A 12,900-nucleotide genomic window follows, 5' to 3' on the forward strand; every position below is an offset into this window, starting at 1 on the left:
TCACGTCGTACCTCGCGGCGCCGACGCTGCGCCCTTCTGCGGCGCGACCACGACAACATTGTCGCCATCGGCGATCGAATCGCTCGGGTTGAGCACCACGCGGTCGCCCGGATCGAGCCCGCGGCTGATTTCGAGCGTCTGCCCGAGATCCTGGGCAATTTCCACGGGCTTGAGCTTGACCTTGCCGTCGGCGTCCACGACGGCGAGGCGCGGTCCTTCAGCGCGGAACAGCAGCGTGTTGCCGGGAACCGTCAGGAGTCCCTTCGAATCGGTCTGCAACGCCGCTTGCACATAGGCGCCCGGCAGCAGACGGCTGTCGTGATTCGGCAGCGAGATTTCCACCTGCAAGGTGCGCGTGGCCACGTCGATCGCCTGCGCGGTACGCGTCACCGTGCCGTCGAAGGTCACACCGGGCAGTTCCTGCTCGGTCACGCTCACGTGCTGGCCCACCGCGACTTGCGGCGCGTAGGTCTGCGGCACGTCCAGATATAGGCGCAGCGGATCGGACTGCGCGATCGCGAACAGCGCGTGGCCCGTGCCGCCGTTGCCGGCATTCACGAGGTCGCCGATATCGACATTACGTTGCGTGATCACGCCCGTGATGGGCGCGACGATGCGCTGGAACGATTTGGTCTGCTGAAGACGGCGCACATTGGCGTCGGCGGCCGCGAGGTTCGCGACGTCCTGGTTATAGGCGCCCTGGCGGTCGTCGAGTTCCTGCTGCGAGACCGCATCGCGCTGGCGCAACTGCTGCGCGCGATCGAATGAGGTCTTCGCAAGCGAGAGCGTCGAGGCCGACTGATCGCGCTGCGCCTGCGCCTGCGCGAGTTCCTGGTCGATCTCGGGCGTGTCGATCTCGGCGAGCAACTGACCTTGCTGCACGTGCGCGCCGATATCGGCGTACCACTTGATCACGTAGCCGTTCGCGCGCGAATAGATCGGCGCTTCCACGAAGCCTCGCAACGTACCGGGCAGCACGATGCGGCCATCCGCGTTCGCCTGGGTCGGCTGCACGACGCTCACGTACTGCTTCGCGTTCTGCTTCGTGACATCGGCGAGCTGATGCGAGTTGATCACGTTCGAGACGATCGTGCGCGCCGCGCCTGCGGCCAGCAGCAAGGCGACGATGATCACCGCGAGGCGCGCGCGGCGCCCGGCCTGCGCGCGCGCGGGCAGATCGAGGCCCTGTTCGCCGCCCACGGAGATGTCGAGGGATGAATGGTGGTGGGGTTCGTTCATGTCGTCGGCCAGGAATTTCGTAAGCGTTTGCGTCATTGGATATCGCGTATCGGTATCAATCAGCGTCAATCGTTATGGCGCTGCGCCGCGCGCGTGCGCTTCGTTTCAGCGCGTTGCGCAAGCCGCGAATGCACCGTCGCGAACATCAGCGGTACGAACAAAAGCGTCGAGACGGTCGCGAACAGCAGGCCACCGATCACGGCGCGTCCGAGCGGCGCGTTCTGCTCCGCGCCTTCGCCCAGACCCAGCGCCATCGGCACCATGCCGATCATCATCGCGAAGGCGGTCATCAACACCGGGCGGATCCGCGTCGCGCCCGCTTCCAGCGCTGCGGCGAGCGGCGTCGCCCCGGCGGACAGGCGCTGACGCGCGAACGACACCACCAGAATACTGTTGGCCGTCGCCACGCCCACGGTCATGATTGCGCCCGTCAAGGCAGGCACGCTCAAATGCGTGCCGGTAATGAACAGCATCCACGCGATGCCCGCGAGCGCCGCCGGCAACGCGCTAATGATGATGAGCGGGTCGGCCCACGACTGGAAATTCACGACGATCAGCAAATAGACTAGCACCACCGCCATCGCAATCCCCACGCCCAGGCCGATGAACGAGGAACGCATCGTGTCGATCTGGCCGCGCATCGTGATAGTCATGCCGCGCGGTGCATGCGCCTGGGTGCGTTTGATGAGATCGTCGATCTGCGCGCCCACGGCGCCGAGGTCGCTGCCCTCCACGCTCACCAGCAGGTCGATCACGGGACGAATGTTGTAGTGCGTGACGATCGCGGGGCCATCGTGCGGCTTGAGTTGGACGAGATTGCTCACGAGTTGCAGCGGCGCGGCGGCGTTACCGGCGCGTGCGGACACGGGGGTGCCCATCACTTCGTTAAGCGAAGCTTCGCGGTATTGCGGCGTCTGCACGGCGAGCGGATATTCCACGCCGTTCTGTTGACTCACCCAGAACGCTGGCGACGTTTGCGAACTACCCGACAAGGCAATCAGCACGTCCTGCGCCACGTTTTGCGGGCTCAGATTGAGTTGCTGCATACGCGAGCGGTCCATCGCGAGCATCAGCGCGGGTTCGTCGTTGCGCTGCTCGATGTGCGCATCGACGGCGCCAGGCAACTGGCGCACCTGCTTGAGCAGCGTGCTCGCCATCGCCATGTTCTTGCCGAGATCCGTACTCACCACCTGCACGTCGATCGCCGCAGGCTGACCGAAGTTGAGAATCTGCGTGATGATGTCGGCGGGCTGGAAGAAGAATTCGACGCCCGGGAAGCGCTGCGGCAATACGGTGCGCAGCTTGTCGATGTAGACGTGCGAAGGATCGTGGTCGGGCTTGAGCGCAATCTGGATTTCGCCGTCGAGCGTGCCCATCGTGCCCGAGTTGCTGTACGAGAGATTGATACCGCTATACGGCAGGCCGAGATTGTCTACGATGGTCGCGAGCTGGTCGGCGGGTACGACGGTGCGGATCGTGCGTTCGACTTCATCGGCAAGACGCGCCGTTTCCTCGATTCGATAGCCCGTAGGCGCGCGCATATGCAGGCGAATATTGCCCGCATCGACCGAGGGGAAGAAGTCGCGCCCAAGGAAAAATACGAGTCCGAGCGAGAGCACGCAAAACGACAGGAACGAGACGCCAAAGAAGCGCCGCCGCGCGAGCAATACGCTCAGGAGCGCGATGTAATTGGCGCGCACGCGTTCGAAGCCATGATTGAAGCGCTGATGCACGCGCGTGAACACCGACACGCGCGCGCCTTTCTGCGGATGCGCAGACGGATCGTGGCCCGCGAACAGCAGCATCGCAAGTGTCGGCACCAGGGTACGCGAGAGCACGTACGAGGCGATCATCGCGAACACCACGGCTTCCGCGAGCGGCACGAACAGGAAGCGCGCCACGCCCGTGAGGAAGAACATCGGCACGAACACGATACAGATACAGAGCGTCGACACCAGCGCGGGCACCGCGATTTCGCCCGCGCCTTCGAGAATGCCTTCGTGCAGATCCGCGCCTAGATGCAGGTGCCGTTCGATGTTTTCGATCGTGACCGTTGCGTCGTCAACGAGAATCCCCACTGCCAGCGCGAGGCCGCCCAGCGTCATGATGTTGATCGTTTCGCCCAGCGCGTAGAGCGCGATGATCGACGCCAGAATCGACAGGGGAATCGACACGGCGATGATGAGCGTGCTGCGCCAGTTGCCCAGAAAGAGCAGGATCATCGCGGCCGTGAGCGCGGCGGCGATCAGCGCTTCGCGCACGACGCCCTGCACCGCCGCCGACACGAAGATCGACTGATCGAACAGCGGCTGGATCACCAGGTCCTGGGGCAGCGTGTCGCGCACTTGCGGCAGCAGACTCTTGAGCTTGCCCACCACCTGCAGCGTGGAGGCGTCGCCGCTCTTGAGGATCGACATCAGCACGCCGCGCTGGCCATCCTGGCGCACGATATTGGTTTGCGGCGTGAAGCCATCGCGCACATGCGCGACATCGCCCAGATACGTGGTCGCGCCATTGACGGTCTGCACGGGGATGCGATTCAGACCCGCGATCGTGTCGGGCGACGCATTGGTGTCCACGCGATATTCGGTCTGGCCGAGCTTGGCCGTGCCGGTCGGCAGGATCAGGTTTTGCGTGCTGACTGCGTTGACGATATCGGCGGGCGTGAGGCCCCTGGAGATGAGCGAGCGCGTGTCGATATCGACGGAAATCACCCGCGTCTTGCCGCCATACGGATACGGCACCTGCGCGCCCGGAATCGTGATGAGCTGCGGGCGCAGAAAGTTCATGGCGATGTCGGCGAGCGCCTGCTCGCTCATCGACTTGCTCGACAGCCCTAGCTGGATCACCGGAATGCTCGACGCCGAGTAACTGATGACAAGCGGCGGCGTCGCGCCCGGCGGCATCTGCTTGAGCTGCGCCTGCTCCGATGCCACGGCCTGGGCGATGGCGGTTTGCAGGCTCGCGCCCGGTTGCAGGAACAGCTTGATGATGGCGATGCCGGGCAGCGACTGCGATTCGATGTGCTCAATATTGCTCACCGTGGTCGTGAGGCTGCGCTCGTTCACCGAGGTGATGCGCTGGGCCATGTCCTGAGCCGAAAAGCCCGTGTACGACCAGATGATGCTGATGACCGGAATATTGATGTTCGGCAGCACGTCCGTGGCCATCGACATCAGCACGAACGGCGTGGCCAGCACGATCATGATGGCCATCACGATGAACGTGTATGGCCGCTTCAGCGCGAGATTAACGATCCACATGAGGCGGTTTCGGGTAAATCAGACGAAATCGGGTGAGAAGAAGTACGCGCTACGCATTGGTCAAACGGTGCCGCATCATAGGCAATCGCAGTGGCGGGTTGCTGGCGCCAATATGGCGAAATTGTCAGCAGAGCCTGGCCGGCAATCAGCGCCCTGCGAGCCGGGCCTTGGCGGCTCGTTCGCAAACGTCGGATGCAACGCTCCCGTCGCGCGATGCGCGTGCGTATTTCTGTTCGTGTTTACTGGGTGCGTCCTGTGCGGTTCGCTGGCAGCCGTATCTGGGAGCCTAGTTCACGAGGCGCAGGCGCTCCATCTCATGTTTCTCATGTTGCTCGGATTGGGCGTGCGCCTTGGCATTGAGTTGGCGTGCCTCGCGCAGCGGCGTGCGCGCGACGCGTCGCGAAGGCGTATCGCAGGTCGCCAGCGCGTTTTCCTGTTCCGCGAGGACCAGCGGCACTTTTTCGCGCAGGAACTCGACGAACGTGCGGATCTTCGCGTCCAGATAACGACGCGACGCATAGAGCGCGTAGATGTTGAGCTTTTGCAGGCGGTGCGTGGGCAGCACGCGCGCAAGCGAGCCATCGGCGAGACCCGGCAGCGCGACTGGCACCGGCAGCGAGCCGATGCCCATGCCTTCGCGAATCGCCAGCGCGAGCGCTTCGGGGTTATTCACCTGGAACGGCGTGACGCCGGTATGCCGGAAGGTCTCGCCATGCGGGCCTTCCGAAACCCACTGGCCGGCGGGCAGGCTCGCATCGGTGAGATGCAGGCAGGTGTGCGCCTCCAGATCGTCGAACGATTGCGGCACGCCGCGCGTGCGCAGATACTCCGGCGACGCACACAGGATGGCCGCGGTGCTGCCCAGATGCTGGGAGATCAGCGCGGAATCCTCGAGCTCGGCGGCCACCACCACGGCCACGTCGAAGCCTTCCTCGATGATGTCGGGCATCTCCTGCGCGATGGTCAAATCGACCGCCACGTCGGGCAGATGCTGCTGGTAGCGCGCGATCAGCGGCATCACGTAATGCTGGCCGAAGCTCGTGCCGCCGTAGACGCGCAGCTTGCCCGCCGGGTTCGCGTGCGCGGCGGCGGCTTCGGCTTCCGCCTGGTCGATGTCGGCGAGGATGCGTTTGCAGCTTTGCAGATAGCGCTCGCCCGCTTCGGTCAGCGACATGCGCCGCGTGGTGCGATTGAGCAGGCGCGTACGCAGCCGCGACTCCAGATCGGTGACGGCGCGCGACACCTGCGCCGTGGTCATCGTCTCGCTCGCGGCGGCGCGCGTGAAGCTGCCCGACTCCACCACCCTTACGAAAATACGCATGTTGCGCAGCGTGTCCATCAGCGGCTCCTCACCATTGTCGTGCTCTTCCCGGCTTGATTCATTGTGAATGGCGCCAGTCTCGCCTGGAGGCCGTGGCTAGATGCTGACCTGTAAATGGCAGGCTTGTCAGCTTGGCGAGCGGCGTTGTCCCGCGTATGATCCACGGCGCCCCCCGCACGGCGGATCGCCCGCGCCACAAGCGTTGCGCGGCATCCCGCGTGCCGCTTTCATGACAGAACGATGAATTACGAATTCGCCTTGCGCCTGCTCGCGGCGTTCGCCTGCGGCGTCGCCATCGGACTGGAACGCCAGATGCGTCAGCGCACGGCGGGCCTGCGTACCATCACGCTCGTGGCGAGCGGCGCGTGCCTGTTCGTCACACTCGGCGTGTTGACAGGCAACGGCACCAGCGGCGTCACGCAGATCGCCGCTTATGTGGTGTCGGGCGTGGGCTTTCTCGGCGGCGGCGTGATCATGCGCGACAAGGGCTCCATCCAGGGCATCAATACCGCTGCCACGCTCTGGTGCTCGGCCGCCGTGGGCGTGCTGTGCGGTGCGGGACACTATGTGCCGGCCGTCGCGGGCACGGCGGTCGTGCTGCTCACCAATACCGTGCTGCGCGAGGTGAGCCGCATCATCAATCAGTCGCCCGTATCGAATGCCGATCTCGTGCGCGTCTACGAACTGACTGTGGTGTGCCGCGAAGAGGATGAGATCCACATTCGCACCGTACTCTCGAACTCGATGTATTCCACTCCGCTCTCGTTCCAGAGCCTCACGAGCGAGGACATGCCGGGTGAACCGCAACGCTTGCGCGTGACGGCGACCGTGCGTCTGCATCCGAAATACCAGCCCAAGCTCGAACTGATGGCGAGCCGTCTGAGCATGGAGAAAGGTGTTTCCAGCGTGAGCTGGACCGCCGCGGAAACCGAAGTCGCGCCTGAATAATCGACACGCGCGGGCAAGCGCTTTCATCGAACTATTCCGGCGAAACACCTCGCATTCCTTACGAATTCATTTCCATTTCGTTGCACTCCTTGAAACAACCGGCGTCAGATTTCAAGAACTGTCAATTCTGGCCGCGTTTCGTGGACTCGACCCCGAGCTTGAACTAAGCTCCAGTTCACCGTGAGTATGTTCACATCAACGAGGGGAGTCTTCTATATGGAACACGGCATCATCGCCTGGCTCATCATCGGCGCAATCGCTGGCTGGCTCGCTGGAGTGCTCGTCAAGGGCGGCGGCTTCGGATTGATCGTCGATATCATCGTCGGGATTGTCGGCGCGTTCATTGGCGGCTGGCTCGCAGGCCTGCTCGGCATTCACATCGGCGCGGGCATTATCAGCTCGATCATCACCGCCATTATCGGCGCGGTCATCCTGCTGTTCATCATCAGGCTGTTCCGCAGGGCCTAGTCGAACGCAGCCCTCCATGTAAAACGGGAGCACCGTCACCGGTGCTCCCGTTTTTTCATGCTTGCGCATCAAAAGCGATGCCTGGGCAGCTTAGGCATTCGCAGCGAGTTCGCCTGCATCCGCTGCCGTCGGCAGCATCGAGCCGGTTTCGTTGAAACGCAGATGCATTTCATAGGCCTTGGCGAGGTTGTGCGGCGTCTGGCCACCGATCTTCTGCGCGTCCTTGTAGTAGTCGCGCAGCAGGTCGCGATAGAGCGGGTGCACGCAGTGCTCGATGATGAGCGTCGCGCGTTCGCGCGGTGCGAGGCCGCGCAGATCGGCCAGACCCTGCTCGGTCACGATCACGTCGACATCGTGCTCGTTGTGATCGACGTGCGGGACCATCGGCACGATGCTCGAGATCTTGCCGTCCTTGGCGATCGCCTTGGTCGCGAAGATCGCGCACGAGGCGTTGCGCGCGAAGTCGCCCGAACCGCCGATGCCGTTCATCATGTGCGTGCCGCCCACGTGGGTGGAATTCACGTTGCCATAGATGTCGCATTCGAGCGCGGTGTTCAGCGCGATCAAACCGAGGCGGCGGATCACTTCCGGATGGTTGCTCACTTCCTGCGGACGCAGCACGAGCTTGTCGCGATAGCGGTCGAGTTCGGCGAGCACCTGGGCCTGGCGCGGCGCGGACAGCGTCATCGACGCGCCCGAGGCGAACACCATCTTGCCCGAGTCGATCAGGTCGAAGGTCGAGTCCTGCAACACTTCCGAGTACATCGTGAGCGCTTCGAACGGCGAGTCCACGAAGCCCGAGAGCACCGCGTTCGCAATCGTGCCGATGCCCGCTTGCAGCGGCGGCAGTTGCGCGCTCATGCGGCCATGCTTCACTTCGTGCTGGAGGAAGTCGATCAGGTGGCCGGCGATGCGCGCGGTTTCTTCATCGGCGGGCAGCACGGTCGAGGGGCTGTCCGGCTCGTTCGTGATGACGATGGCCGCGATCTTCTCGGGCGGGATTTCGATGGCCGGCGTGCCGACGCGATCGTTCACGCGCACGATGGGCAGCGGATCGCGATGCGGGCGGCGGCCCGGAATCCAGACGTCGTGCAGGCCTTCGAGACCGAGCGGCTGCGCGAGGTTGATTTCGACGATCACTTTCTCCGCGAGGATCGCGAAGCTCGCCGAATTGCCGACGGAGGTGGTCGGGACGATGGCGCCCGTCTCGGTGATCGCCGTGGCCTCGATGATCGCGAGGTCGAGCTTGCCGAGCAGGTTCGCGCGCAGCATCTCGACGGTTTCCGAAAGATGCTGGTCCACGAACATCACTTCGCCGCGATTGATGGCTTTGCGCAGCGTGGTATCGACCTGGAACGGCAGGCGGCGTTCGAGCACGCCCGCTTCGGTCAGCATGCGATCGACGTCGTGGCCGAGCGAGGCGCCCGTCATCAGCGTGATGCGCAGCGGCTCTTTCTCTTCGCGCGCGCGGCGGGCCAGTTCGATCGGCACGGCCTTCGTGTCGCCCGCGCGCGTGAATCCGCTCGCGCCGACGCGCATGCCATTGCGCACGAGTTGAGCTGCTTCGGCAGCCGACGTGATTTTCCCGCGCAAGGCGGCACAACGAATACGGTCTTCGTACATCAAAGTCTCCACAAACTCTCTGATCGCCTAGTGCCCTTTTCAGGTCTCGCTATGGCGGCCTCGCATTACGGCATTTGCAATACAGTTTTGCGGCCGGAATGCACAAAGCCGCGAGACCTCACAGGAAGGCGCCGCGGCAAGAATTTCAAGCTTGCGCCTGCTCATGGCTGGCGGTTACTCGATCTCAGCTACCGAAATACAGATTGCAGAAGCTGGCAGGTCCGACGCATTCGTCTTTCTTCGCCGGCTTCATTTCGCGCAGCGTGGGCGCCTGAGCAGCAGGCTGGGCTGCGCTCTGGGCGATCTGCTGCGGGACGCTCGCTGCCGCTGCGTCGTTCTGTGCATAAGCAGCGGCGGCGGCAAACATGGAACAGGCAACAACAGCGATCTTCAGGGACTTCATTTCACTCTCCAGTGCTAACGGGTACTGCGAAGCAGTGATGTCACTATATGGCCCGGTCCTGGATTGATTAAGAAGGCGGCATGGAAGGAATATTTCCAGACTGCGGCAAGATCACGCAGGGTCACATGCCGCAATTCAGCGCAGGCGCAGGCGCAGACGCAGGCCCGCGGCACGGCGGCGGCGGGCCTGGCGCGCGTGCGCGCCGAGCGGCGCGTCGCGGTCGATCAGCGCACTGCGGATGAAGTGGAGATGGCTCAGGAGGCGCTGCACGTCGTGGCGGCGCTCGCGGTCTTGATGGACGCCCGGCAGCGCCGCCTGGGCGATCCAGGTGGCCGCATGCACGGCACGCAGCGCGCGATCGAGCTGGGCCGCGTCCGGATGCTCGAAGAGGCGTGCGATGTCGGTGAGCACCTGTTCGAGCGACTGACGCCATCGGCTATCAGTCTGGGCGAGCCAGGCGGCGGTCTGCGCATCGTGGCGCAGGTCGATCACCGCATGCCCGACTTCGAGCGTCACCAGCATCCAGCGCAGCGCACGCCGATGCGCCTGCTTGCGACCGTTGAGCAGCAGCCGCAATTGATGCATCAGGTCATGCGCGCCGGACTGGAACTGCTGGCCGATGCCCGGCAGATCGTCACGGCAGGCCAGCACGACCTGGCCGCGCAATGCCGCGCACATGCGCTCGACGAGCCAGTTCATGTGCGGGGGAAACACCACCGAAAAGGCGAGCGCGGCCACCACCATCGCCGAGACCACGGCAAGGCCGTTGTTGATCAGCAGATCGGGGGTGTAGGCGATCACGTTGTCCGGGCCGGCGAGCAGGCAGAGAAACACCGAGAATCCGACCCCGAAGCCGGCAATGCGCGGGCGCGTCGCGAAGAACGCGCCAAGCGCAAGTGCCGGGGCCAGCGCCGCGCAGAGCAGCGGGAAGCCATCGACATTCGGGTAGACGTAGCACATCAGCAGATAGCCGACGACGGCCGCGCAGCCTGCCCCCGCAGCCATCTGGAAAGCCATGCGCGTCGCGCGCGGCGCCGACGAAGTCAGCGCGCAGGTGAGCGCGGCGGCGATCATCGCGAGGCCGCCGCTCGGCCAGTCGGTCTCGACCCAGAACCAGCCCACCGACGCCACCACCACCGCCGTGCGCATGAATGTGAAGGCGACCACGTACCAGCTCGTGCGCGGCACGTAGCGCGTAATGCGGGGCTCGGGCGGCAGCCCCGCCTGGGTCAGCGAAGCCCAGGTGCGGCTGTAGCGGGCGATTTCCGTCGTGAAGCGGTAGATCAGTTCGGCGGAGGTGTCGAAGTCCTGCAACGCGTCGGACGACGCGGCTTCGAGCGGACGGCGTGTCTCGCGCACGTGGCGCGGCAGCGTGCGCTGGAACGCTTCGAGACCCTGCGCGAGACGCAGCGCGTAGGCGCGATCCGACTCCTTGAGACTCGGTCGCTGGGCCAGCAGCGCCGCAAGTTCATTGAAATAGGGATCGAGCAGTGCAAGGGTGTCGTCGCTCGTGCCCATGCGCTTCCTCAGCTGCCGCAGGGCATGCAGGCGCGCGCAGGCGTCCATGAACTCGGCGTTCAGGCGCGAGAGCAACTGGCTACGCGAGCGCATGGTCGGATCCTCGAAAAACGAGAAAGCACGCGTGGCTTCGAAGCCGACGATTTCATCGACGAGTTTGGCGAATCGCCCTTCGAATGCGTCCCTTTCAAGCCCGCCGGACAGCACGCGCGCAGCGAAGGAAGTAAAATCGAGATACCGTGTGCGCAAGGTGCGTTCAAGCACCGAGCCCGACTGCCGCGGCACGATAACGGCGCTGACGACCCCCGAGCAGAGAATCCCCACGGCCACTTCGGCCCCGCGCCCGAGCGCGGCGAGAAACAGGCCATTGGGCTGCATCACGAGCGGAATACCAATCAGCGCTGCGGTGTAACCGGCCAGCACAAACGCGTACCAACGAAAATGCCGATTCCGCATGGCAGCCGCCGTACAGGCGGCGACCCACACCGTCATCCCGGCGATATAGAGTTCGGGCTGCTGGATGAACACGGCCCCGAGCACCACCGCCGCGACCATCCCAACCGCCGTCCCCACGATGCGGTACACGCTTTTGGCGAACACCATGCCGGAAAGCGGCTGCATCAACACGAACACGGTGGTCATCGCGATGCGCGGCTGAGGAAGGTCGAGCAGCATCGCAATGCCCATCGCCATCAATCCCGCCGTGACCGTTTTCAGCAGATGAAGCCAGATCGTGCCGTGTGTGGCCTGCCAGTCGCGCAGGGCGCGACGCGCAGCACGCCAAATGATTTCGGCGCGACGACGCGGGTCGTTCGCACGGTGTATCGCTGGCTGCCGGTTCATGGGAAACGCACTACGCTCGGATTGTTACGACGATTGCAAAAAGGACACTGCCTGGGCAGGTCGTCTGCCCGGCATCGGATCCAGGAAATCGCCAATGCGTAAACCTGGATCAACAAAGCGCCGATTGTAGGAGCGTCAATAAAGCGAATTAACGGGACAGACAAGGAACGTCCGTTCCAGATCGCTCAACAATACCAGGGCCCGCGAGGCGGACAATATCGTTTTCGTGCCAAACAAGAAGTTCTTAAAGAAGGTCTGATGGATACGCTACAAAACATGCGGGTGTTCGTCCGCGTCGTCGAAGCCGGCAGTTTCACTGCCGCGGCCCAATCGCTCGATTCGACGACGGGCGCCATGTCGCGCGCGGTGTCGGAACTGGAGGCGCATCTGCGCACGCGCCTGCTCAACCGGTCGACGCGCCGGCTCGCGCTCACACCCGCCGGCGAGCGGTATCTAAAGCGTTGCATGCTGATTCTCGCGGACGTGGACAGCGCCGAAGAGGAAGCCAGTTGCGCGCATGAGCGCCCGGCGGGTGCGCTGCGCATGCATAGCTTCGCGAGCATCGGGCAGCAGTATGTGCTGCCGGCGATCTCGCGTTATCGGGCTTTGCATCCGGAAGTCACGGTTGAATTGACGCTTTCACAACGCTTGCCCGATTTGTTCGAGGGCAGCAGCGACGTGTCGTTGGTGACGGCGGCTTCATTGCCGAATTCGGATCTCGTTTCGCATCAGCTTGGTTCGACCTACAGCATCTTGTGCGCGTCGCCCGGCTATGTGCATACGCACGGCGCGCCGCGCACGCCTGCGGACCTGGCTCATCATGACTGTCTGATTCTCAAGACGCCGACATCGCCTGCAAACGAATGGACGCTCGAAGGGCCGGAGGGAAGCGTCGAGATGCACGTGGACGGCCCGGTGCAGGTCAATATCGCCGAGTCGCTCGCCGTGGCGATTCGCGAAGGGATGGGGATTGGCACGCTGCCCGTGTACGCGGCAATCGAGGGGCTGCGCAACGGTACGCTGGTGCGGGTGTTGCCGCAGCATATCCTGCAAAAGAGCAATGTGTACGCGCTGTATCCGTCACGCAAGTTCGTCGATGCGAAGACGAAAACGTGGGTGGAATTCCTGCGCGCGCACCTCCCGCAGGTAATTGCACGCGATATGGCGTTGCTGGAAGAACTCACGCAGGAACAGCTAGCCGATGCGTCTGCGATGGCGCCGACGGTGGCGGCTGGCGCGGAGAATAAGCCCGCGTAGTGATGCTTGATTCGATG

The 12,900-nt window shown here is 63.8% G+C and carries 9 protein-coding genes; 3 read left to right on the forward strand and 6 right to left on the reverse strand.

Annotation, left to right across the window (positions count from 1 at the left end; genetic code table 11):
* The 3 genes from U5782_RS03980 to U5782_RS03990 form a co-directional block, all read right to left on the reverse strand.
* Window positions 1-1,275, reverse strand: a complete 1,275-nt coding sequence (locus tag U5782_RS03980; RefSeq protein WP_322042490.1) for an efflux RND transporter periplasmic adaptor subunit — start codon at window positions 1,273-1,275, stop codon at window positions 1-3.
* Window positions 1,276-1,304: 29 nt separating this feature from the next.
* Window positions 1,305-4,502 (reverse strand): efflux RND transporter permease subunit, encoded by a 3,198-nt coding sequence (locus tag U5782_RS03985; RefSeq protein ID WP_322042491.1) that lies wholly within the window; start codon window positions 4,500-4,502, stop codon window positions 1,305-1,307.
* A gap of 286 nt (window positions 4,503-4,788) precedes the next feature.
* Complete coding sequence (locus U5782_RS03990; RefSeq protein ID WP_322042492.1) at window positions 4,789-5,841, reverse strand: LysR family transcriptional regulator; 1,053 nt, start codon at window positions 5,839-5,841, stop codon at window positions 4,789-4,791.
* 222 nt (window positions 5,842-6,063) lie between these two features.
* Here U5782_RS03990 and U5782_RS03995 point away from each other — a divergent pair, with 222 nt between their 5' ends.
* Window positions 6,064-6,771, forward strand: coding sequence for an MgtC/SapB family protein (locus U5782_RS03995; protein WP_322042493.1), 708 nt, complete (start codon window positions 6,064-6,066; stop codon window positions 6,769-6,771).
* A gap of 216 nt (window positions 6,772-6,987) precedes the next feature.
* A complete protein-coding gene (locus U5782_RS04000; protein WP_322042494.1) occupies window positions 6,988-7,239 on the forward strand; it encodes a GlsB/YeaQ/YmgE family stress response membrane protein in 252 nt (83 codons plus the stop codon).
* A 90-nt stretch (window positions 7,240-7,329) separates the two neighbouring features.
* On the opposite strand, the gene U5782_RS04005 is transcribed toward U5782_RS04000, so the two are convergent.
* The 3 genes from U5782_RS04005 to U5782_RS04015 all read right to left on the reverse strand — a co-directional run bounded on the left by U5782_RS04005 (window position 7,330) and on the right by U5782_RS04015 (window position 11,626).
* Entirely contained in the window at window positions 7,330-8,862 is a 1,533-nt protein-coding gene (locus U5782_RS04005; protein ID WP_322042495.1) for an acetyl-CoA hydrolase/transferase family protein, read from the reverse strand.
* Window positions 8,863-9,046: 184 nt separating this feature from the next.
* Entirely contained in the window at window positions 9,047-9,265 is a 219-nt protein-coding gene (locus U5782_RS04010) for a hypothetical protein (RefSeq protein WP_322042496.1), read from the reverse strand.
* Between the two features lie 135 nt (window positions 9,266-9,400).
* A complete protein-coding gene (locus U5782_RS04015; protein ID WP_322042497.1) occupies window positions 9,401-11,626 on the reverse strand; it encodes an FUSC family protein in 2,226 nt (741 codons plus the stop codon).
* A 258-nt stretch (window positions 11,627-11,884) separates the two neighbouring features.
* Between U5782_RS04015 and U5782_RS04020 the strand changes: the two genes are divergently transcribed.
* Window positions 11,885-12,883, forward strand: a complete 999-nt coding sequence (locus U5782_RS04020; RefSeq protein ID WP_322042498.1) for a LysR family transcriptional regulator — start codon at window positions 11,885-11,887, stop codon at window positions 12,881-12,883.
* Window positions 12,884-12,900: the final 17 nt, after the last annotated feature.

It is taken from the genome of Paraburkholderia sp. J67 (assembly GCF_905220265.1).
Taxonomy (GTDB): Bacteria; Pseudomonadota; Gammaproteobacteria; order Burkholderiales; family Burkholderiaceae; genus Paraburkholderia.

Excerpts from the sequence above, each read along its gene's own strand:
- U5782_RS03990 (WP_322042492.1), bottom strand. The coding sequence starts at position 5,841 with ATGGACACGCTGCGCAACATGCGTATTTTCGTAAGGGTGGTGGAGTCG.
- U5782_RS03985 (WP_322042491.1), bottom strand. The coding sequence starts at position 4,502 with ATGTGGATCGTTAATCTCGCGCTGAAGCGGCCATACACGTTCATCGTG.
- U5782_RS04005 (WP_322042495.1), bottom strand. The coding sequence starts at position 8,862 with ATGTACGAAGACCGTATTCGTTGTGCCGCCTTGCGCGGGAAAATCACG.
- U5782_RS04000 (WP_322042494.1), top strand. The coding sequence starts at position 6,988 with ATGGAACACGGCATCATCGCCTGGCTCATCATCGGCGCAATCGCTGGC.
- U5782_RS03995 (WP_322042493.1), top strand. The coding sequence starts at position 6,064 with ATGAATTACGAATTCGCCTTGCGCCTGCTCGCGGCGTTCGCCTGCGGC.
- U5782_RS04015 (WP_322042497.1), bottom strand. The coding sequence starts at position 11,626 with ATGAACCGGCAGCCAGCGATACACCGTGCGAACGACCCGCGTCGTCGC.
- U5782_RS04020 (WP_322042498.1), top strand. The coding sequence starts at position 11,885 with ATGGATACGCTACAAAACATGCGGGTGTTCGTCCGCGTCGTCGAAGCC.
- U5782_RS04010 (WP_322042496.1), bottom strand. The coding sequence starts at position 9,265 with ATGAAGTCCCTGAAGATCGCTGTTGTTGCCTGTTCCATGTTTGCCGCC.
- U5782_RS03980 (WP_322042490.1), bottom strand. The coding sequence starts at position 1,275 with ATGACGCAAACGCTTACGAAATTCCTGGCCGACGACATGAACGAACCC.